18 protein-coding genes are annotated in these 21,826 nt (G+C 65.3%); 5 read left to right on the top strand and 13 right to left on the bottom strand.

All coding sequences use genetic code 11. From position 1 onward, the window contains the following. Positions 1-71 precede the first annotated feature (71 nt). The 3 genes from argJ to ACO2Q5_RS04630 all read left to right on the top strand — a co-directional run bounded on the left by argJ (position 72) and on the right by ACO2Q5_RS04630 (position 2,055). Complete coding sequence (gene argJ, locus ACO2Q5_RS04640; protein ID WP_423288464.1) at positions 72-1,325, top strand: bifunctional glutamate N-acetyltransferase/amino-acid acetyltransferase ArgJ; 1,254 nt, start codon at positions 72-74, stop codon at positions 1,323-1,325. 85 nt (positions 1,326-1,410) lie between these two features. After that, complete coding sequence (locus tag ACO2Q5_RS04635; RefSeq protein ID WP_423288432.1) at positions 1,411-1,809, top strand: (deoxy)nucleoside triphosphate pyrophosphohydrolase; 399 nt, start codon at positions 1,411-1,413, stop codon at positions 1,807-1,809. A 105-nt stretch (positions 1,810-1,914) separates the two neighbouring features. After that, positions 1,915-2,055: a hypothetical protein gene (locus ACO2Q5_RS04630; protein ID WP_423288431.1), complete on the top strand. Its 141-nt coding sequence runs from the start codon at positions 1,915-1,917 to the stop codon at positions 2,053-2,055. A gap of 100 nt (positions 2,056-2,155) precedes the next feature. Here the strand turns inward: ACO2Q5_RS04630 and infB are convergent, their stop codons facing one another. From infB to rimP, 4 genes are read right to left on the bottom strand one after another with little or no spacing between them, the layout of a single operon-like run. After that, positions 2,156-4,765 carry a translation initiation factor IF-2 gene (gene infB / locus ACO2Q5_RS04625; protein ID WP_423288430.1) on the bottom strand — a complete coding sequence of 870 codons (2,610 nt, stop codon included), beginning with the start codon at positions 4,763-4,765 and terminating at the stop codon, positions 2,156-2,158. Between the two features lie 5 nt (positions 4,766-4,770). Continuing rightward, positions 4,771-5,403 carry an RNA-binding protein gene (locus ACO2Q5_RS04620; RefSeq protein ID WP_423288429.1) on the bottom strand — a complete coding sequence of 211 codons (633 nt, stop codon included), beginning with the start codon at positions 5,401-5,403 and terminating at the stop codon, positions 4,771-4,773. 23 nt (positions 5,404-5,426) lie between these two features. Beyond that, positions 5,427-7,040 carry a transcription termination factor NusA gene (gene nusA / locus ACO2Q5_RS04615; RefSeq protein WP_423288428.1) on the bottom strand — a complete coding sequence of 538 codons (1,614 nt, stop codon included), beginning with the start codon at positions 7,038-7,040 and terminating at the stop codon, positions 5,427-5,429. An 18-nt stretch (positions 7,041-7,058) separates the two neighbouring features. Beyond that, positions 7,059-7,673 carry a ribosome maturation factor RimP gene (rimP, locus tag ACO2Q5_RS04610; RefSeq protein WP_423288427.1) on the bottom strand — a complete coding sequence of 205 codons (615 nt, stop codon included), beginning with the start codon at positions 7,671-7,673 and terminating at the stop codon, positions 7,059-7,061. A gap of 329 nt (positions 7,674-8,002) precedes the next feature. Here rimP and ACO2Q5_RS04605 point away from each other — a divergent pair, with 329 nt between their 5' ends. After that, positions 8,003-9,838, top strand: a complete 1,836-nt coding sequence (locus ACO2Q5_RS04605; RefSeq protein WP_423288426.1) for an autotransporter assembly complex protein TamA — start codon at positions 8,003-8,005, stop codon at positions 9,836-9,838. Further along, entirely contained in the window at positions 9,838-13,377 is a 3,540-nt protein-coding gene (locus ACO2Q5_RS04600; protein ID WP_423288425.1) for a translocation/assembly module TamB domain-containing protein, read from the top strand. The genes ACO2Q5_RS04605 and ACO2Q5_RS04600 overlap by 1 nt, the downstream gene beginning before the upstream one ends. 92 nt (positions 13,378-13,469) lie before the next feature. Here ACO2Q5_RS04600 and ACO2Q5_RS04595 read toward each other — a convergent pair whose 3' ends face one another. The 9 genes from ACO2Q5_RS04595 to grxC form a co-directional block, all read right to left on the bottom strand. Then, positions 13,470-13,670, bottom strand: a complete 201-nt coding sequence (locus ACO2Q5_RS04595; protein WP_423288424.1) for a hypothetical protein — start codon at positions 13,668-13,670, stop codon at positions 13,470-13,472. Between the two features lie 191 nt (positions 13,671-13,861). Beyond that, complete coding sequence (locus ACO2Q5_RS04590; protein ID WP_423288423.1) at positions 13,862-14,503, bottom strand: YjbF family lipoprotein; 642 nt, start codon at positions 14,501-14,503, stop codon at positions 13,862-13,864. Beyond that, the gene (locus ACO2Q5_RS04585; RefSeq protein WP_423288422.1) at positions 14,494-16,626 is read right to left on the bottom strand and encodes a YjbH domain-containing protein; all 2,133 of its coding nucleotides are present in this window, start codon (positions 16,624-16,626) and stop codon (positions 14,494-14,496) included. Before ACO2Q5_RS04585 ends, ACO2Q5_RS04590 begins: the two co-directional genes overlap by 10 nt. 85 nt (positions 16,627-16,711) lie before the next feature. Continuing rightward, positions 16,712-18,640, bottom strand: coding sequence for a polysaccharide biosynthesis protein (locus ACO2Q5_RS04580; protein WP_423288421.1), 1,929 nt, complete (start codon positions 18,638-18,640; stop codon positions 16,712-16,714). Positions 18,641-18,740: 100 nt separating this feature from the next. Then, entirely contained in the window at positions 18,741-19,352 is a 612-nt protein-coding gene (locus tag ACO2Q5_RS04575; protein ID WP_423288420.1) for a sugar transferase, read from the bottom strand. Then, positions 19,349-20,167: an NAD-dependent epimerase/dehydratase family protein gene (locus tag ACO2Q5_RS04570; RefSeq protein WP_423288419.1), complete on the bottom strand. Its 819-nt coding sequence runs from the start codon at positions 20,165-20,167 to the stop codon at positions 19,349-19,351. Before ACO2Q5_RS04570 ends, ACO2Q5_RS04575 begins: the two co-directional genes overlap by 4 nt. A 110-nt stretch (positions 20,168-20,277) precedes the next feature. Continuing rightward, on the bottom strand, positions 20,278-20,721 hold the full coding sequence (locus ACO2Q5_RS04565) for a MarR family winged helix-turn-helix transcriptional regulator (protein WP_423288418.1): 444 nt from the start codon (positions 20,719-20,721) through the stop codon (positions 20,278-20,280). Next, a complete protein-coding gene (locus tag ACO2Q5_RS04560) occupies positions 20,718-21,551 on the bottom strand; it encodes a carbon-nitrogen hydrolase family protein (protein WP_423288417.1) in 834 nt (277 codons plus the stop codon). Before ACO2Q5_RS04560 ends, ACO2Q5_RS04565 begins: the two co-directional genes overlap by 4 nt. Then, a complete protein-coding gene (gene grxC, locus ACO2Q5_RS04555) occupies positions 21,548-21,805 on the bottom strand; it encodes a glutaredoxin 3 (RefSeq protein WP_423288416.1) in 258 nt (85 codons plus the stop codon). The genes ACO2Q5_RS04560 and grxC overlap by 4 nt, the downstream gene beginning before the upstream one ends. Positions 21,806-21,826 lie beyond the last annotated feature (21 nt).

Below are 21,826 nucleotides of genomic sequence, written 5' to 3'. Positions count from 1 at the left end.
CGCTGACCGAAACTGTCACCCCGGTGGCAGAGCGGATCAGCGATGCCGTGGCCGATGCGGCGGCGAATGTGATGGCCGCCGCGCGCAAGGCCGCCAAGCCGGTCTCGCCGCTGGCGCCCGACAGCTTCCCCGTCCTGCCGGTCATCGCCGGGGCGGCATTTGCCGCCACCGGGGCCGGGATCAAGTATCAGAACCGCTCGGATGTGATGCTGGTGAATCTGGCGCCCGGCACGGTGATCGCCGGGGCCTTCACCCGGTCGACCACCCGCTCCGGCTGCGTGCGCGATTGTGAGACGAAGCTGGCCACCCGCGTTCCCGCAGGTGCGGGCGCGGCGATCATCGTGAACTCGGGCAATTCCAACGCCTTCACCGGCAAGGTGGGCGATGAGGCCGTGGCCGCCGTCACCGGCGGCGTGGCCGAAGCGCTCGGCCTGCCCGCAAGCCGCGTCTTCTCCTCCTCCACCGGCGTGATCGGCGAACCGCTGCCCCATGGCAAGATCACCGCCGTGATCCCCGCGCTGGTCTCGGGCCTGACCGAAGCCGCCATTCAGGGCGCGGCAGAGGCGATCATGACCACCGACACCTTCCCCAAGGGTGCCGCGGCCACCATCGAGGGTGAAGGCGGCCCGATCCATATTGCGGGCATCGCCAAGGGTTCGGGCATGATCGCGCCGGATATGGCAACGATGCTGGTCTATATCTTCACCGATGCTAAGATCAGCGCCGCCGCCCTGCAGAAGCTGGTCAGCAAGCATGTCGGCGGCACGTTCAACTCCATCACCGTCGACAGCGACACGTCGACCTCGGACACGCTCTTGGTGGCCGCCACGGGCCAGTCCGCTGCGGCCGAGGTCAAGGGTCCGGTGCTGAAGACCTTCGATAGCGCACTGGCCGGGGTGATGCAGGACCTTGCCCTGCAGGTCGTCCGGGACGGTGAAGGCGCCACCAAGCTGGTCGAAGTCCGGGTAACCGGCGCCGCCAGCGACGAAGACGCTGCCAAAGTGGCCTTCGCCATCGCCAATTCGCCGCTCGTGAAAACCGCCGTCGCGGGCGAAGATCCGAACTGGGGCCGCATCGTCATGGCCGTCGGCAAATCCGGCGCCGCGGCCGAGCGGGACCGCCTGACGATCCGCTTCGGTGATGTTCTGGTGGCCGAAAAGGGCTGGAAGTCCCCCAAATACACCGAAGAGGCCGGCGCCGCCTATATGAAGGGGCAGGAACTGGTCATCGCGGTGGATCTGGGCATGGGCCGCGCCAAGCGCACGGTCTGGACCTGCGACCTGACCAACCGCTATATCGAGATCAACGCCGATTACCGTTCCTGACCGGCGCCATTCATTTTCTGTCCTTAAGTATCCCGGGGGTCCGGGGGCGGCGCCCCCGGCCTTCGTTCTGCCGAAAGCGCCACCGATGAAAACTCTTCTCGTCTCCGCCGTCGCGCTGATCGACGCCGATGGCCGTGTGCTTCTGGCGCAGCGCCCACCGGGCAAATCGCTGGCCGGTCTGTGGGAATTTCCGGGTGGCAAGGTGGAACCGGGCGAAACGCCCGAGGCTTGCCTGATCCGCGAACTGAAGGAAGAGCTGGGGATAGACACCTGGCAGTCCTGCCTGGCCCCGCTGACCTTTGCCAGCCACAGCTACGACGATTTCCACCTGCTCATGCCGCTGTTCGCCTGCCGCCGCTGGGAGGGGATTCCGACCGGGCGCGAGGGACAGGTTTTGGCCTGGGTGGCCCCGGCCCGATTGCGGGACTATCCGATGCCGCCAGCGGATTTGCCACTTATCCCCATCCTGCGGGATTGGTTGTAGAATATTCGTGCAAAATATGTGTCCGTTGCGTAAAAATAAATATTCCCAAAAACAATGACACTGCTACGCTCTTCCTGAACGGCAGTTTCTTGGGGGGAGAATCAAATGCTGCGGACCATTTCCATCGGTAGCCACATCTCGGTGCAGGGCATCATGGTCGGACAGTCGAAGGACGGGAAGATCATGGTTCGCGTGGACGACAAGACCTTTGTCGGCTATCCGGTCGCGCCCGCCCGCCCGAACTGACCGGATCGGGACGGGTGGCCAGAACCGCCTGTTGCAAACAGTGTGACAAATGAAAAGGGCCGGGAATTTCCCGGCCCTTTCGCATTCCTGGCGCCCTGGATCACAGCGAACGCTGCACTTCCTCACGCTCGAAGATTTCGATCACGTCATTCTCGCGGATGTCTTCATACCGCTCGAACGCCATGCCGCATTCGGTGCCGGACTGGACTTCCTTGACCTCGTCCTTGTGCCGCTTCAGCGTCTTCAGCGTGCCTTCGTGGATGACCACGTTGTCGCGCAGCAGACGCACGCCGGCCGAACGCCGCGCCACGCCTTCGGTGACAAGGCAGCCCGCCACATTGCCCACGCCGGTGATGCGGAAGACCTGAAGGACCTTCGCATAGCCGATGAAGTTTTCGCGCACTTCGGCCTTCAGAAGGCCCGAGGCCGCCTTGGTGATGTCATCCAGCAGATCGTAGATGATCGAGTAATACCGGATCTCCACGCCCTTCTGCGACGCCGCGCTGCGCGCGGTGGCATTGGCCCGGACGTTGAACGCCAGGATCGGAACGCCGCTCGCCTCGGCCAGGCCCACGTCGGAATCGGTGATGGCGCCCACGCCAGAGTGCAGAACGCGCACCCGGACCTCGGCATTGCCCACCTTTTCCAGCGCCTGAAGGATCGCCTCGGTCGAGCCCTGAACGTCGCCTTTGACGATCACGGCCAGCTCGGCCACTTCCTTGTCGGCCTTGGCCTTCGCCATCAGCTGTTCCAGCGTGGTGGCCGCACCGGCCGCCGCGCGTTTGTCCTTGGCGGCCGAGATCCGGTAATCCGCGATCTCGCGCGCCTGCGCTTCCGAGCTGACCACGTCCAGCACGTCACCGGCGGACGGGGTGCCGTCCAGACCCAGCACCTCGACCGGGACCGAGGGTCCGGCTTCGGTGATGGTTTCGCCCTTGTCGTTGACCAGAGCGCGCACCTTGCCCCACTTCTCGCCCACGACGAAGATGTCGCCCTTCTTCAGCGTGCCGTTCTGCACCAGAACCGTGGCGACCGGGCCGCGGCCCACGTCCAGCTTCGCCTCAATCACGGCGCCGCGGGCGGCCCGGTTCGGGTTGGCCTTCAGGTCCAGCAGTTCGGCCTGCAAGCCGATGGCCTCCAGCAGGGCGTCAATGCCAAAGCCGGTCTTGGCCGAAACCTCGACATCCTGCACTTCACCCGACATCGCCTCGACGATGACTTCGTGCTGCAGAAGATCGGTCCGGACCTTCTGCGGATCGGCGCCGTGCTTGTCGACCTTGTTGATCGCCACGATCATCGGCACCTTGGCGGCCTTGGCGTGGTTGATCGCCTCGATCGTCTGCGGCATCACCGCGTCGTCGGCAGCCACGACCAGCACCACGATATCCGTCACCTGCGCGCCACGGGCCCGCATGGAGGTGAAGGCCGCGTGGCCGGGCGTATCAAGGAAGGTGACCAGATCGCCCTTCGGCGTCTTGACCTGGTAGGCCCCGATATGCTGCGTGATACCCCCGGCTTCGCCCGAGACCACATTGGCCTTGCGGATCGCATCCAGAAGCGAGGTCTTGCCGTGGTCGACGTGACCCATGATCGTCACGACCGGCGGCCGGGTGATCAGGTCTTCGGCCTTGTCCTCGACGCTGTCGATGGCCTGTTCCACATCGGCATCGGTGACGCGGACAGCACGGTGGCCGAATTCCTCGATCACCAGTTCCGCGGTGTCGGCGTCGATGGGCTGGTTCATCGTGACCAGCATGCCCATCTTCATCAGCGACTTGACCACGTCAGCCGCCCGTTCGGCCATCCGGTTGGCCAGTTCGCTGACCACGATGGTTTCCGGCAGCTGCACGTCGCGGGCCTGCTTCTCGGGCTTCGAGAAGCCCATGGCCTTTTGCCGTGCCTTTTCCTGCTTGCGCTTCATCGCGGCAAGGCTGCGCTGACGGCCGCCATCTTCGCCCGTCGCGGCCGACAGGGTCAGCTTGCCGGCACGGCGCACGTCTTCGCCGCGCTTCGCGCCACGGTCGGTCGCACGGTCTTCCCGCTCACGGTCGGTCTTGCGCGGGGTCAGGCCGGGCTTCGGCCCGCCGCCGCTGCGGTCGGCTTCGCCACCGGCGGCTGCCGGGGCAGCACCGGGCCGCGGGCGCGACTGGCCAGCCCCACGGTCGCCGGGAACGGCGACGGGCGCGGGTTCAGCCGCAGGCGCGGCCGGCTGGCGGCGCTGCGTGCCCAGCACATCGGCCTTGCGGGCGGCGGCTTTCGCCTTCGCCTCTTCCTCGGCCTCGCGCTTCAGGCGCTCTTCCTCTTCGGCCTTGGCACGAAGAGCCGCTTCACGCTGGCGCTCCTCGCGTTCCTTGGCCTCGATCTCTTCGCGGCGGCGCTGGCGGTCTTCTTCCCGCTGACGCTCTTCCTCGGCACGGCGGGCATTGTCCTCCTGCTCGCGCGCCTTGGCGGCACGCAAAGCAGCAAGGCGCCGCTCCATCTCGGCGTCCGAGATCCCGGCGGGACGCTTGGACGGGTCGCCCAGATGCGACGCACCCGAACCGCCACCCCCTGCCGGAGCACCCGGCTTGGCCGGGTTGGGCACCAGCACGCGCTTGCGCTTGGTCTCGACAACCACCGCATGCGTCCGGCCATGGGAGAAGCTTTGCTTCACCTGTCCGGAACGCGGGCCACCCAGCCCGAGGGGTTTCTTGCCGTCAGTATCGCTCATCCGTCCTACATGTCCTTCCCGGCGGGCTGGCCGCCGAACTGCTCGCCCCGGGTTCTGACCCCGGCGAGCCTTGCCGCTTCCTCTACAACACGGGTCGTGAGTCCACCAGCCGCAAGCGCGGCGTGTATGGCACGTTCCCGGCCGAATGCCAAACCCAATTCCCCGGCCGAAAGGCAGGAAATCAGGCTTTCTTCGCCCGCTGGCGGGCGCAACTTCGTCTTTCCGCGCTCTGACCCGTCTTCGGCCTGGATCAGCACTGCGGCCCGGCCCGAAACGAGCCAGTCCTTCACCTTCTCATAGCCGGTGACCGCCTCGCCGGCCTTGCGGGCCATGGCCAGAAGATCGGTCACCCGCCGCAGCAGAAGATCGGCCACCAGATCGGCCAGCCCCTCGGGCGCCTTCACCGGCTGTCGCGCCGCGCGCGAGAACAGGTTCTTCGCCCCCGCCTTCGTGATGGCGGCCCGGTCGGCCGACACCCAGATGCCCCGGCCCGGCAGGCGACCCAGAATATCGGGCACCACCAGACCATCCGGCGAAACGACAAAACGGACGAGGCCCGCCTTGGGCCCCGTCTCGCCGGTGACGATGCATCGCCGCTCCGGCCCGTCCTTCATATCTTCCCGGCCGCCGCGCGTCATGCGCGTGTCCCCGAGGCCTGAGATCAGGCCTCGGCCTCCTCGTCTTCGCCGGCCGCCGGCTCTTCTTCGGCCGCCGCCTCGGTCGGATCGACCCAGCCCAGCATGACACGCGCGGTCATCACCAGCGTCTGCGCCTCTTCCAGGCTCATGTCGAACTTCTCAAGAATGCCTTCATCCTTCTTGCGCTGGCCATTCTCGGTCGTCCAGCCGCCCGCCAGTTCCCAGTCGGCACAGGTGGCGAAGTCTTCCAGCGTCTTGATACCTTCCTTGCCCAGCGCCTCCAGCATCTGGGGAGTGAGACCTTCGAATTCAATAAGGCTTTCCTCGACCCCCATCGTCCGGGCGGCCTCAAGCGCCTTGCGGGCCTGCTCTTCCAGATAATCGCGGGCGCGGGCCTGAAGCTCGTCCGCGGTGCCTTCGTCAAAGCCGTCGATGGACAGAAGTTCGTCCTGATCGACATAGGCCACTTCTTCCAGATTGGTGAAGCCTTCGGCCACCAGAAGCTGGGCCATCATCTCGTCCACATCCAGCGTCTCCATGAAGAGCGCGGTGCGGGCGGCGAATTCGGCCTGACGGCGGCTGGCCTCTTCGGCCTCGGTCAGGATGTCGATGTCCAGCGCCGTCAGCTGGCTGGCCAGACGGACGTTCTGGCCGCGGCGACCGATGGCCAGCGACAGCTGTTCGTCGGGCACCACCACCTCGATCTTGCCGGCATCTTCGTCCACCACGACCTTGGAGACCTGCGCCGGTTGCAGCGCGTTCACCAGGAAGGTGGCCTGATCGGCATTCCACGGAATGATGTCGATCTTCTCGCCCTGCAGCTCGTTCACCACGGCCTGCACGCGGCTGCCGCGCATACCGACGCAGGCGCCGACCGGATCGATCGAATTGTCGTAGGAAATCACGGCGATCTTCGCGCGCGAACCCGGGTCACGGGCCACGGCCTTGATCTCGATGATGCCGTCATAGATTTCCGGCACTTCCATCTTGAACAGCTCGGCCATGAACTGCGGGTCGGTCCGCGACAGGAAGACCTGCGGGCCGCGCACTTCGCGGCGCACATCCTTGATGTAGCAACGGATGCGGTCGCCGATGCGATAGGCTTCGCGGCCGATCTTCTCGTTCCGGCGCAGGATGCCTTCGCCGCGGCCCACGTCCACGATGACGTTGCCGTATTCCTCGCGCTTGACCACACCGTTGATGATGCTGCCCTTGCGGTCCTTGAATTCATCGAACTGACGGTCGCGCTCGGCCTCGCGCACCTTCTGGAGAATCACCTGCTTGGCCGATTGCGCGGCGATCCGGCCCAGATCGACCGGCGGCACATCGTCCACGATCTCATCGCCGATCTGCGGGTTGGGCAGGTATTGCTTGGCCTGCTTCACGGTCAGCTGGGCGTGGTAATTCTCCACCGCCTCATCCTCGACCACCGTCCGGATGCGGGTAAAGCTGGCACGACCGGTCTTGCGGTCGATCTTCACCCGGATGTCCATATCAGCGCCATAGCGCGACTTGGCCGCCCGGGCGAGGCTGTCCTCCATCGCCTGGATCACCAGATCCGGGTCGATCATCTTCTCGCGCGCGACCGCCTCGGCGGTCTGGAGAAGCTCAAGCTGGTTGGCCGAAGTAATCGCCATGGGTCTCTCCCGGAGTCCTTAGTGTTTCGTCTCGGGGGCGTCGGTCTCGTCGTCGCCCTCTTCGGTTTCTTCGATCTCGTCAAAGCCGCCGTCTTCGGGCAGCGCCACCTTCTTCTGGCGCAGCATCTCGGCGATCAGCTCGTCGGTCAGGATCAGCTTGGCATCGGACAGCCAGTCGAACTGCAGCCCGATGGTCACGTCCTGGCCGCCTTCCTCGATCTCGATCAGCACCTCTTCGCCCTCAACACCCATCAGCCCGCCCTTGAAGCGGCGGCGGCCGTCGATCAGCTCGGTCGTCTCGATCCGGGCTTCCCAGCCCTTCCACATCTCGAAATCCTTCAGCCGGGTCAGCGGCCGGTCGATCCCGGGGCTGGAAACCTCCAGCGTGTAATTGTCTTCGATCGGGTCTTCGACATCCAGCACGGCCGAAACCGCGGTGGAAATCTTCGAGCAATCCTCGACCCCGATCCCGCCTTCGGGGCGGTCGGCCATGATCTGCAGGGTGCGCTGCACCTTGCCATGCCCGCCCATCAGGCGCAGGCGGATCAGTTCGAATCCCAGCCCCTCGATCACCGGGCCGACGATGTCGGCCAGGCGGCGGTCGATGGCGGTTTTCGCGATAAGATCGTTCATCCTTGGTTCCAAAACGAAAAAGCGGGCTCAGCGGCCCGCTCGTGCTTTCCGGTAGCTTCGGGTTTGGACCCCGAAACCGCTGTTGCATGTGCATATACGCCGGACCCGCACGTTTCGCAAGGGCCGGAAAAACGGCGGAAAGCGGCCTGCCCGTATGACCGAAAGCCGTCGCTTGGCGGCCATCCGATCACAAGCTGCTGATTCCATTGAAAGTATGTATCCCAGGCCCGTGATCAACCTGTTGCGGTCCCCGGGCCAGAGTTTACCGCAGGGTGTTGCCCTTGGCGCCCTGCCTGCCATACTGATTCCCGATCCTTGGGGGTGTGTTCGTGCGACCTGTGTCCATCCGTCAATTCTTGTTGAAATCCTCCGGCGTTGCACTGGTTGCCGCCTTGGCCATGGTCGCGGTGCCACAGCCCTCACCGGCGCTGGACCGGCTGGATTTTGCCGTCACCGGGGGTGACAAGGCGCTGGAAAAGACGGTGCGTGGCGCCTCGCTTCTTCTGGCCCAGCAGGTGGATGGCAACACCGATGCCGAAGACCTGTTTGCCGCCGCCCGGGCCGATTACGCCAATATCCTTGGCGCACTCTATGCCGAGGGCTATTTCTCTGCCGTCATCCGCATCACCATCGACGGGCGCGAGGCTTCGGCCATCGCCCCGCTGGATGCGCCGTCGCGCGTCGGAACCGTGGCCGTCCGCGTGGAAACCGGACCCCGGTTCAAATTCTCGAAGACTGAGGTCGGTCCGCTGCGGCCGGACACCGAACTTCCTGTCGAATTCGCCCCCGGAGAGGTCGCCGCCACCGGCGTCATCGAAGATGCGGTTGATGAGGCCACGCTGGACTGGCGCAATGCCGGTTTCGCCAAGGTCCGCCCCGTGCGCGAAGACATCGTGGCGCATCACCCCTCGGCCACCCTGTCGGCCGACATCCGGCTGGACCCCGGCCCCGAACTGCGCTTCGGCCCCGTCACCGTGAAAGGTGCCGACCGGATGGAGGTGCGCCGCATCCTGAAAATCGCCGGCCTGCGTGAGGGGGAAAAGTTTTCTCAGCTTGAACTCGACCGCGCCTCGGCCCGGTTGCGGCGCAGCGGTGTATTCTCCTCGGTCACCCTGTCGGAAAGCGAGACGATCCTGAACGGCGGCCTTCTTCCCATTGAGATCACCGTCGCCGAACAGAAGCCCCGCCGCTATTCCGTGGGCGCCGAGATGACCAGCCAGGAGGGGCTGGCGCTGACCGGCTACTGGCTGCACCGCAATCTTCTGGGCGGGGGAGAGCGGTTCAAGATCGAAGGCGCGATCCAGAACATCGGCGCCAAGAACAGCGGGGCCGATTACGGGCTGACCATTTCGATCGAACGCCCGGCAACCCTGACCCGCGACACCACCGCCGGGCTGACCTTCACCCTCGGCCATCTGGACGAAGAGGATTATCAGGCCGATCTGGCAGAGTTCGGGCTGACCTTCACCCAATATGTCTCGGATCAGCTGACGGCACGGGCCGGTATCCAATACGAATACGTCCGCGGCAGTGACCCGGGCGGCAAGTTCGAATACCGCAACCTCTCGCTGCCGCTGGGCCTGACCTGGGACCGGCGCGACAGCACCACCGATGCGCGCCGCGGCTTTTATATCGACGCCACGGCCAAGCCCTTCCTCGGCTTCGGCACCACCGATTCCGGCATTCGCCTGACCTTCGACACCCGGGGCTACCGCAGCTTTGGCGAGCGCGACCGCGTTACTTTGGCCGCCCGCATCCAAGGCGGCGCGATCTATGGCAGCAGCCTGCTGGGCACGCCCCGGGATGAGCTGTTCTTTTCCGGCGGCGGCGGCACGGTGCGCGGACAGCCCTACAAATCTCTGGGAATTCCCGTCCTGCGGGGCATGGGGTCCGAATTCCTGATCGGTGGCAAATTCATGCTGGCCAGCTCGTTCGAGGTGCGCGCCCGCGTGACCGAAAGCATCGGCGTGGTCGGCTTTGTCGATGCCGGCCGCATCGGGGGCGAGGGGTTCTTCGACGATCTGGGCGGCTGGCATGCGGGCGCGGGGCTTGGCCTGCGCTATGAAACCGGCTTCGGCCCGATCCGTCTGGACGTGGCCGCCCCCGTAGGCGGCGATACCGGCGACGGGGTTCAGCTTTACATTGGTCTGGGGCAGTCTTTCTGATGCGCGCGCTTGTTCCTTTCGCCCTGACCGCCGCCCTTGCCCTTCCTCTGGCATCCCCCATCCTTGCGCAGGACAGCGGTGACAAGGGTTATCTCACGAATTTCCTTGAGGAAAATCTGTCCGGTGCTGGGCGCAATGTGGTGATCGACGGCTTCACCGGCGCCCTGTCATCCCGCGCGACCATCGCGAAGATGACCATCGCCGACGACACTGGCATCTGGCTGGAGCTGAACGATGTCGTGCTGGACTGGAGCAGGACAGCCCTGCTCTCCGGTCAGGTCATCGTCAATGAGCTGAGCGCGAAGGAAATCATCCTGACCCGCATTCCTGCGGTGCCGGCGGATGAGACCACCCCCACGCCCGAAGCGGGCACATTCAGCCTGCCGGAACTGCCGGTCTCCATCGACATCGGCGAGGTCCGGGCCGACCGTATCGTTCTGGGCGAATCCGTTCTGGGCCAGCCGCTGGAAGGCACGCTTTCGGCAAAGCTGCACCTTGCGGGCGGCGACGGCACCGCCGGGCTGACCATCCAGCGCACCGATTCCGGCCCCGACGGGCAGATCGTGCTCGACGCCAGCTATTCCAACGCCACCGGCCAGATTTCGGTCAATCTTGACGCCCGTGAAGGTGCGGACGGGATCGTGGCCACCAAACTTGGCCTGCCCGGCACACCTGCCGCCGCGCTGATCCTGCAGGGTCAGGGCACCTTGGATGATTTCGCCGCCGAATTCCGGCTGGAAAGCGACGGGGAAGAGCGGCTGTCCGGTCCGATCACACTGAAGGCGGCCGGAGAGGGCGCGCGCGATTTCGCGGCCGAGCTGACCGGCAACCCCGCGCCGCTGTTCCTGCCCGCCTATGCCGAATTCCTGGGCACCGATCTGCGGATCGGCGTTCAGGGCCGCCAATTTGCGGACGGCCGGCTGGACCTGTCGGAACTGGCGCTTCAGGGCCGCGCGCTGACGCTGGACGGCACCCTTGCACTGGCCGCCGATGGGCTGCCGGAGAAATTCGACCTGACCGCGGCGATTGCCTTGCCCGATGGCAGCCCGGTGCTGCTGCCGATCTCCGGCCCGAATGAGACGCGGGTGGACCGCGCCGATCTGGGCCTGAAGTTCGATGCCGCGCAGGACAGCGGCTGGACCGCCAATCTGGTGCTGACAGGACTAGACCGCCCCGATCTGACGCTGGACCGCGCCACGCTGAAAGGCTCCGGCACTATCGACCGGCTGGCGGGGCAACGCGGTGTCGCAGGCACGCTGGATTTCGCGCTGACCGCCATCGGCGGACTGGATGCGGCGCTGCTGGCGGCGCTTGGCCCCGATGTCTCGGGCACCACGCAATTTGTATGGCGCGAAGGCAGCGGCAGTTTCGACCTGCCGCAGATCGTCCTGAACGGAGCGGATTACGGTGCCACGGCCTCGCTGGCCATTCAGGGACTGGATACCGCGCTGACCACGACCGGACGGATTGCCCTGTCGGCAAAGGATCTGTCGCGTTTCTCGGCTCTTGCCGGGCAAAGCCTTGGCGGCGCGGCCGAGGCCACGGTTGCCGGCACCATCCAGCCGCTGACCGGCGCCTTCGATCTTGATCTTTCGGTCATCGGCACCGGGCTGAAATCCGGCATTGCCGAGGCGGACCGCCTGCTGGCCGGTTCCTCGGTCATCACGGCAAAGCTGGTGCGGGATCAGACCGGGCTGGCGCTGCGCAGCTTCACCGCAGATGCGGGCACGCTGAAGCTGACCGCGGCGGGCACGTTGGCCACCGCGGGCTCGGTGCTGGATGCCACATTGGACTGGGGCGATCTTGCCGATCTGGGTGGCCGCTATGGCGGTGGCCTGAAGGCCAGCGCGCGGTTCGACGGCACGGCCCAGAATGCCACCCTGTCGCTGAACGGAACCGGAAACAACCTTCGCATCGGCCAGCCAGAGGTGGACCGGCTCATCGGTGGCGCCTCGACCCTGGCCGTGGAAGCCGCCTTGCAGAATGGAACGCCGGTTCTGCGCAGCTTTGACCTTTCGGCCCCGAACCTGACGGCAGAGGTGGCCGCCGCAGGCAGCGACGGCACCCTGCGCGTCACCGGGCGGCTCCGCGATCTGGCGCTGATCCAGCCGGAGTTTCCGGGGCCGGTCACGCTCTCGGGCACGGTGCGTCCGGCGGGACAGGATGTGACGCTGGACCTGCGCGCACAGGGGCCTGCAGGTATTGACCTTCGGGTCAGCGGGCGGGCGGGCGCTTCGGCACCCGACCTGGCCGTTTCCGGCACGGCCAATGCGGCCGTGGCCAATCCCTTCACAGATCCGGTGACGCTGGCGGGCGCGCTGTCTTACGACATGCGGCTCTCAGGCGGCTATGCGCTGCAGAACCTGTCGGGCCGGGCGACCCTGTCCGGTGGCAGCGTCGCGGTGCCCGCACGTGGCCTGTCGCTGGAACGGGTGGCGGTCAGTGCCGACCTGTCCGGCGGCTCTGCCCGGGTCACCGCGACGGCGGAACTGCCACGCGGCGGCCGGCTGCGGCTGGACGGTCCGCTCGCCCTCGCCGCGCCTTATCGCGCCGATCTGGCGTTGACTCTGGACGGGCTGCGCCTGCGCGATCCTGAACTTTACGAGACAACGCTGAACGGCAGCCTGCGGCTTTCCGGCCCGATGCTGGGATCGGCGGCGCTGACCGGCAACATCGCGCTGGATGAAACCGAAATCCGGGTGCCCTCCACCGGCTTTGCCACGGCGGCCGATCTGGACAAGGTGTCCCATATCGGCGACAGCGCCGCCGTCCGGGCCACCCGCGCCCGTGCCCATGCGGGCGAAGGCGGCGGCGACGGTGGCAGCAGCGCCTCTGGCCTGCCGCCTTGGGCACTGGATATCCTGATCTCGGCCCCGAACCGGATCTTCGTGCGTGGCCGCGGTCTGGATGCCGAACTGGGCGGAGAGTTCAGGGTCGGCGGCACGCTGAACAATATCGTGCCCTCCGGCACGCTGGAGCTGATCCGCGGCCGTCTGGACATTCTGGGCAAGCGGCTGGACCTGTCCGAGGCATCGCTGGTGATGGAAGGGGATTTCAACCCCTACCTGACGGTGACGGCCAGCAATACCAGCGACGATGTGACCAGCATCGTCTCGATCACCGGGCCGGCGAATGCGCCTGAGGTCACCTTCTCGTCCGAACCTCAACTGCCGCAGGAAGAGGTGCTGGCCTGGCTGCTGTTCGGCCGCGGGTTGGACACGATCTCGGCCTTTCAGGCGGCCCAGCTGGCCAGTGCGGTGGCCACGCTGGCCGGACGCGGCGGCGAAGGCATCATCGGCAAGCTGCGCAAGGGATTCGGCTTCGACGATCTGGATGTGACCACCGACGCCGATGGCAGCGCCACGGTGAAGGCCGGCAAGTACATCTCCGAGAATGTCTATACCGAGGTGGGCGTGGACCAGAACGGCAATACCCAGATCAACCTGAATCTTGACCTGCGGCCCGGCGTCACCGTCAAGGGCAGCGTCAAAGGCAACGGCAACAGCGGGATCGGCCTGTTCCTGGAAAAGGATTACTGAGGCCGGACCCCCAGCCCACACCTGATCAGGAAAAGACAAAGGCCGGTCTTTCGACCGGCCTTTTCATTGGCTTCTTCGGACGATCCGTCGGATCAGGTACCGTCACCGCCGCACAGAGCGGCGCAGAGAAGAACGGCACCGGCAGCCAGCGGCAGCCAGCCAGCGGCCGACGACGAGGTCGTGCCGGTGACGACGATCGGCTCGTCTTCTTCTTTGATGACAACGGGGCCACCGGCGAACACTGCCGTGCCAAGCACGGACAGAGCGACCGAAGCGATCAGAACTTTCTTCATGGATGCCTCCAGGTTAAAATGACTTCTGTTTCCACATACCATCTGACAGCGTCAGATCAAAGTAAGCAGATTCTACTTTCGAGCACATTCTGAAACGAAGTCCAGAGCTGTGGCAAATTTGGGCAGCTTTCCGCTTTCTGCACTGCGGCGCGAGCGTTTTGGACCGCCCACTCTGCATCCTTGCACAGAAATCAGTCGATGATCCGCTCAAATTCCAGATAACCCATTGCGGGAGAGACCCATTCCCGCGCTTTGCGAATCACCGCGCCATCCATCCAGTATTCATTGGTGATGCTGCCGATGCCGCTGGTGCAATATTCGGTGACATGGGTGGTGGCATGACCGCGGCCAAAGACCGCGATATTGTCCGCCTGGCGCCCCTTGATGCTGCAGGTGAAATCAATGCGCTGTGCCACATCATCCGGCCCCAGCACGAAATAGGTCCGCGAATGGCCGTTGCCCTGCAGCAGCGTCGTGCGCAGCGGCATGGCTGAGGACAGGAGGTCCGGTCCCAGACCGCGGGTTTCGATCAGCACACCGTCGCGGAACGTCAGCAAAACGCCGTCAGGGGTGCCCCAGGACAGAATGCCATTGGCCTTGCGGTCGCGAATCAGCATCAGCGTATCGCGCTTCGTCTCGGCCATATTGGCCCAGAGCACCGGCTGACCCGCCTTCTCGATCTCGGCCCGCGGGATGGATTTCGCGGGGACCGGGGTTTCTTTCGCGGCCAGAAGCGACGCGATCAGCGTGCCTGCCGGGCTTTCCTTGATCTTCGCGCAGCCCGCGATGGTGACCGTCGCCAGAACCGCGACGATCAGAGATTTCAGCGCCATACCCTGCTCCACTGATCGTCCAGCCGGTCCACGTGATAATCGCGGATCGTATCATACAGCCGGCCCTGCACATCGACCCGGGCCCCGCCGTCGCGTTGCAGCGGGCGGATGGTCTGATCAATCTCTTGACGGGCGGGCGCGCCGAGAATCCAGTTCATCGGGATCGACAGCCGGATGCCCTTGTCGAACGAGCCTTCGCCGAAATCGGCCGAGCTGGCATCGGTGAACGTGGCAAATGCGCCAAGCCGCCAGCCGTTGGCGAATTCACGGTCAAGGCTGACGGTGGCCCCGATGTCGCCCGCCAGATAGCGGCCCACATCCAGCTGCCCCAGATAGCCGTTTCCGAAATCGTAATAGGCCGAGACATGACCGGTCACGATCGAATAATCGTATTCGCCGAAGCCGAAATCGCCATCCGTGTCACGTTGCTTGGTGTAGTTCACCTCGACACCCAGGGCAAAAGGGCTGTCCACCCGCTTCCACAGCACTTCGGCCGAAACCCCGGCATGCATCCGTTCCAGATAACCGGCGGTGACGCGGGTATAAAGATTGTCTGCGGGATGGGTATACCAGGCCAGCGTGACACGTTCGAACGACAGGCTGCTGTTCTTGTTGTATCTGCCCACATCGCTGCGGACATAAGGCAGCCCGGAAAACTCCTTCGGACGGCTGATCTTGTCGTAATTGTCGGCCAGCCGCTTGTAGACCTGACCGGAGGCGATCCAGCCCGGCGCCAGCTCATAAGTGCCGGAGAATCGCAGACCCACGTCGCCGCGCAGCGGATCGCTGGGCCGGGCCGCGGGCATCAGCCGCCAGGTGAATTTGGGATACAGCGCGTCATCCGGGCCGCTGCCGCCAAGCCGCGGCTCTGCCGCCGAGAAGGTGACACGATCATGCAGCACGGCATGGTTGCCCGCCGTATGTTCCAGCGTTTCCAGATCGCTGCGGCGGATGGTGATCTTCGACGTGCCCATGCCGCGGACCACCGGCACGATCTCGAACACCTCGACCGAAGCGGGCATGATATGGCTCAGCGCGCGCGCGGTCCGGCCCACGGCCTGGGCCCCGGAATCGAATGTGTTGTTGCGGATGCGGATCTGAACCGTACCGGCCGTATATTTGAAATCCTCGATGTAGATGCCATCGGGTTCCAGATATTTGCCCAGGCTCTTGCGCAGCAAAGCGTCTGCATCGGGCTGGGTCACCCAGCCGCCATCATAGGATTCGGGGTCCGAAGCACGCGACGGGCGCACCTTCACGGCCACCGGTGCGGCCCCCAGAATGCCCGGCGTGCTGCGGGTTTTCGGATCAAGGATCAGGTGAAAGCCCAGCCCCACCTCTGACCCGTAAAGGGAGTAAACCCCCATCCGGAACGTGTCGCCGCGCTGGTACTCAATGCCAAAGTTGAACGGGCTGTCGCGTTCAAACGTCTTGCGGTCTCCGGCCTCGACCTCATAGGCGTCGGTCGAATATTCCGCCTTCAGCGTCCAGTTGTCGTTGATCTTCCATTCCACCCCGCCAAAGACCGAGGCCGGGCCGCGGAACCATGTCTCGGGGTTGGGCTTTGCACCCTGCCCCACGTCCGGTTCCGGCCGGTCACCAAAGGGCGCACCGATGGAATTGTAGCTGCCAAGCCGGCCCCAGCCGACCCCGGCTGTGACCTTCACCCGGTCCGAGAAGGTTTTCGTTGCCGCAACATATTCGGCCGCATAAACCCCGGTGCCCGCAAAATCCTGCAGCCCGACGGTCAGTGCAGGCAGCCAGTTCGATTCGCGCAGCACATGGAAGCGCAGGTCGAAACTGCGGTCATTGTAAGACGAATATCCATCGTCCAGCGGCGTGCCCAGCACCGCATCGTTCCAGTTGCGCACGTTCTGGAGCCGGAAACTGCCGGAAATCCAAGGCGCGATCTGAAAGCTGAGCGTGGTGCGGCTGATCGGGCCGAAGCCTGCAACCGATATGGTGACGGCGCCGTCGGGCATCGCCTCGCCCGAGGGCATGTCGACCAGGCCCGGAACGCCCGAAAAGGTCAGAGTCGGCCGCATTTCGGCCCCGGCGGCCAGCGTGGTGGCCCCAAGGGCCATGGCGGCCATCAGAAAGGTGTTGGTCCAGCTGCGTGCCACTTTGGTCCCTCCGGCATCCCATCTATGGGCGGAGCAGCGGGCGCTGGCAAGCATTCCGCATGCCCGGCATCGCCATTCCCGCAGACTATGACTGGTTCGCCGCAGTCATCACCCGGAACGGGGCCGGATCCGCTTTGCCAAAGGCCACATCCAGCGCCAGCTTGCGCGCTGTATTCGCATCCCCCAGCGCAGCCAGTCGGCCAAGCTCCTGAATCGCGCCCGGAATTGAAAGGCCGGTCGCGGGGTTTTCGGCCGCGCGCAGGATCTTTGGATGCGGTGTCTTCTTCAGATCCTGATCATCGGTCAAAAGCTCCTCATGCAGCTTTTCGCCGGGACGCAGGCCCACCACCTTGATCTCGATATCGCCCGAGGGATTCGCACCGTCGCGCACGGTATAGCCCGCGGCATGGATCAGCTGCTCGGCCAGTTGCCGGATCTTCACCGGCTTGCCCATGTCCAGCACGAAGACATCGGCCTGACCATGGCTGGCGTCGTCGCTGAACGAACCGGCCAGCAGCACCAGACGCGCCGCTTCCTGAATGGTCATGAAATAGCGGGTCACATCCTCATGCGTCAGGGTCACCGGGCCGCCGCGGCCGATCTGTTCCTTGAACAACGGGATGACCGAGCCGGAAGAACCCAGCACATTGCCAAAGCGCACGATGGAAAACTGCGTCCGCCCGGACCGCCGCGCCATATCCTGGATCACCAGTTCGGCAAAGCGCTTCGATGCGCCCATCACATTGGTCGGCCGCACCGCCTTGTCGGTCGAGACCAGAAGGAACCGCTTGACCCCGTGTTTCACGCAGGCATCGGCCAGCGTCCGCGTGCCAAGGACATTGTTGGTCAGGCCGGAGATCGGGTTTTCCTCGACCAGCGGCACGTGTTTGTAGGCCGCGGCATGCAGGACAATCTCGACCTCGTGGTCATCCAGCGCCTGCCGGGTAGAGCGGGCATCCGTCACCGAACCCAGAACCGGAATGATCCGCGTGACCTTGTCATTGCACAGCTCGCGCAGTTCCCGGTCGATATTGTAAAGCGCAACTTCGCTGACCTCGAACAGCACCAGTTTGCGCGGGCGGCAGGCCAGAATCTGGCGGCAAAGCTCTGACCCGACCGAACCACCGGCGCCCGAGACCATGATCGACGCGCCCATATAGGCCGAGCTTCCGCTGGGCAGGCTGCCGTCCAGCCGGTCGCGGCCCAGAAAGGCCATCGGCACCAGCGGTGTAAGACGGTCCACCAGAACCTCGGTCCCGATCAGCTGCGCGAAGGACGGCAGAAGCTGCACCTCCAGCCCCAGCGCCTGAAGCTTGCGGCCGATCTGCGCCTGTTTCGGTGCCGAAATCGACGGCATGGCCAGAATCACGCGCGAGATTTCGTGGTTGCGGGCGATCTCTTCGATCTCCGACCCCGGATGGATGCGCAGGCCCGCCAGCCGTTCGCGGTGCAATGTCTCATCATCGTCGATGAAGCCGGCAACCGTGATCGTCTCATGCGACTTCAACGCCGAGGCCAGCTGAAGCCCGGTGGTCCCCGCGCCGTAGATCAGCACCTTGACCTGCGGTTTCTTGTAGCGCAGCGCCCAGATGAACATGGTCAGCAGCGCCATCCGGATGCCGTAGGACAGGAACAGCACGATCAGCGTAAAGGCCAGTGTACCCACCACCGGGAAAGCCAGCTCGGGCAGCAGGGTCATGGTCAGGGCCGCAGCCCCGAGGATGACAGAATAGGGCAAAATGCCCCCGATGCCGAAGGATTCATAGGTTTTCAGCTTGACCCACGGCAGGCCCAGCAACAGCGATGCTATCCCGCCGGTCAGCGCCAGCATGGGAAACAGCAGCGCCAGCCGCGACAGATGCGCCTCGGGCCAGAAGGCGGAATAAGTGAACATGCAGGCGATCAGGAACCCGGCTGGCGCCACGCCCACATCAATCAGCCAGATGGAAATTTGTTTGCTGCGGCGCGTCAACGCCTGTGAGAAGCCGAATAGAGAGCGGCGGAACAAGTCCATGATCAAGGTCTGTCCTGTGTTCATTGGCCAGCGGGGGCCGACAGTCCGAAATGGGTCATATTAAGCGAAGCTGCCGTCCTTATAGCATGCTCCGTAGGGATCAATGCCTACGGAATACCCTCCTAACGGTGTCGATGACAATCACAACATCATAACACAGGGTACGGTTTCGCTGATAAATCAGGTCAAGATACGCTTTTTTGGGCACGCAGCGTTTCGCATAAGCAGAATCAGTCTCTTCGCGGCTGCGGCATTCGGCAAGAATCCGCTCTTCATGGCGATGGAACAGCAGCGTCGCCAGCCCGGTCACGCCCGGCCGGCTTTGCAGTACGGCACCGTAGAGCCCGGGGAAACGCTCGACATACTGGCGCAGCGGCGGGCGGGGTCCGACAAAGCTCATGTCGCCCTTCAGGATGTTCCAGAGCTGCGGGATCTCATCCAGCCGAAAACGCCGCAGGATGCGGCCTTCGGGGGTGATCCGCGCGGTCTTGTCCCCGCCCGAGACGCCGGTATCGCCCGAGGCCACGGTCATGGTGCGGAACTTCCACAGTTGGAACGCCTCGGTCGGGGTCTTCATCCGTTCGGACAGATAAAACACCGGCCGGCCGGAACGGATCAGCACCCACAGCGCCAGCACCCCGGTGGGCAGGGCCAGAACGGACATCAGCAAAAGCGCGAGTGTTATATCGAACAGGCGCTTGGACAGGGTCATGCGCGCACTCCAAGACTGCGGATTTCGGCAATCAGACCGGCGGCGTCCGCCTGCGGCAACGGGCACAGCGCGGCCAGCCGGTCCACCGCCATCACCGCATCGGGCACCACCGCCGGATTGGGCGGCCCCCAGTGCCACGCCCGTCCGGCGGCCTCCAGCAGCGCCTCCATCGGCAGGGGCGGGTCCGATGCCACGTTCAGCACTGCGGGCAGGTGGCGTTGCGGTGCCAGCGCCGCCAGATGGGCCAGCACCACGGCCAGCGTCTTCGGCCCGATCCAGGACCGGACCGGACCGCTGTCGCGCCCGGGCACCGGGTCCAGCCGGACGATACCGTCATTGCGGCCCAGAAGCGCATCAGCCCCGGCCACATTGCCGATGCGCAACCGGGTGACCGGCAGCGTGGCCGCCGCAACCAGATGCTCGGCCGCAAGTTTCGCCCGGCCATAGGGGTTCTGGGGATCGGGCGGCGTGTCCTCTCCGGCCGGAACAGCCGAGGGGCGATAGACCGCCGCGGTCGAAGCGAAAAGCAGCGCCGCGGCGCCGTTCTGCGCACAGGCCGCCAGAAGCGGCGGGATCAACGCCGCATTGCGGGCCAGATCTGCCTCTGTCCCCCGCACCACGCCCGCCAGATGCAGCACGACCGCACCGCGCGGCCAGACCGGCACGGTTCCGGCCCCGATGTCCCATGACAGGTCATATCCGTCGCCGCGCCCGACCCAAATCGGCCGCAAATCCGCAGGCGCAGCTTCGGCCCAGGCGAGGCGGAGGAAACGGGCAATGCGCCCTCCCGCTCCGGTCACGACAAGATCAACCACGCCCTGATGGCCTCCGGACTTACATGCAACAGCGGGGGCGGCTCATCCCCCGGAACCGCTGCAAACTATGGCCGGCCGGAGGGATTGTCTATTCCCCGGCCCCTGCCGCCTCAGCCCTCACGCTCCAGCCGGGCGCGCAATTCGCGCAGCACCGGCAGGACCGCGCGCACCCGGTCGGCACCAAGCGCATCGACCACCTCGCCGATCAGCGGCGCCACGGATTGCACCGCCGCATCCCGCGCCGCGCGACCCGCGGGGCTGATCGCCACGAATTTCTGCCGGGCATCGTCCCAGTCGGGGCGGATATGCACATGCCCCGCCCATTCCAGCCGGTTCAGAGTATTGGTCATCGCGCCGCGGGTGACGTGGAAGGCCCGGGCCAGCTGTGCAGGCGTGCGTTCGTCACCGATCCGCGCCAGATGGTTCAGCACCGAGAAATGCGACAGCTCCATCCCTTTGGGCAGCGCCTTGGACACGCGGTTGCGGGCCAGCTGATCGGCCATGAACAGCTCTCCGAACAGCGCAACCGCCAGATCGTCGTTGCGCTCGCTCATGGCCCTTCGACCTGACGGTCGTGGCTCAGCGACGGCACCCGGCCGCGGGCACGGTCCACGGCGGAAAGGTCGATCTCGGCGAAGAGAACGCCCGGCTCCGTCCCGGCATCCGCCACCACCTCGCCCCATGGGGCTACCACCAGCGAATGGCCGAAAGTGCGGCGGCCCTTGCCATGCGCCTCGGCGTGAAAGCCGGTCTGCGCGGGCGCCAGAACCCAGCACCCCGTCTCAATCGCGCGGGCCCGCAGCAGCACATGCCAATGCGCCTCGCCCGTGATGTGGTTGAAGGCGGCGGGCACAGTCAGCACCCGCGCCCCGGCCTGCGCCAGACGGCGGTAAAGATAGGCGAACCGCACGTCATAGCAGACGCTCATCCCCACCGGACCGAAGGGCGTATCGGCCAGAACGGCGCGGTTGCCGGGCCGATAGCCCGCGCTTTCGCGGTAAACCTCGGTCTCGGACACGTTCACGTCGAACATGTGGATCTTGTCATAGCGCGCGGCAATGCCGCCGTCCGGCGCCACAAGGAAGGATCGGTTCGCAAACCGCCCGTCCGCATCGCCGGTCTGCAGACCAAGCGAGCCGATCAGCAGCCAGACCCCCGCCCGCGCCACCGCGGCGCGCAGCGCGGCCAGCGTCTCATCCTCATCTTCGGTCCGGTAGATCGCGCGCTGATGATCGCGGCTGGAGGACAGGCAGTTCGTCATCTCGGGCGTCAGCACGAATTCCGCGCCGCCCGCCACCGCCTGATCCAGATAGCCCAGCACCTGCCGCAGATTGGCGGCAGGATCGTCGGTCACGGTCAGCTGGATCAGCGCGACGCGGGTCATCCGGCCAGCATCGCGTCCAGCTTGCCCTGATGGTCAAGCGCGTGAAGATCGTCCGAACCGCCGACATGCTGTCCGCCGATAAAGATCTGCGGCACGGTGCGGCGGCCATGGGCGCGGTCCGTCATCGCGGCGCGCAGGTCGGGATCGGCACTTACGTCGATCTCGGTGAACTCCGCGCCCTTGCGGGTCAGCAGCCGCTTGGCCGCGTGGCAATAAGGGCAGGAGGGTGTGGTGTAGATTTCAACGGTTTGCATGCGGGGTCCCCGGTTCGGTGC

Source organism: Neotabrizicola sp. VNH66, from assembly GCF_049445895.1.
GTDB lineage: Bacteria > Pseudomonadota > Alphaproteobacteria > Rhodobacterales > Rhodobacteraceae > Pseudogemmobacter.
This window is presented reverse-complemented; position numbering and strand designations above follow the sequence as displayed.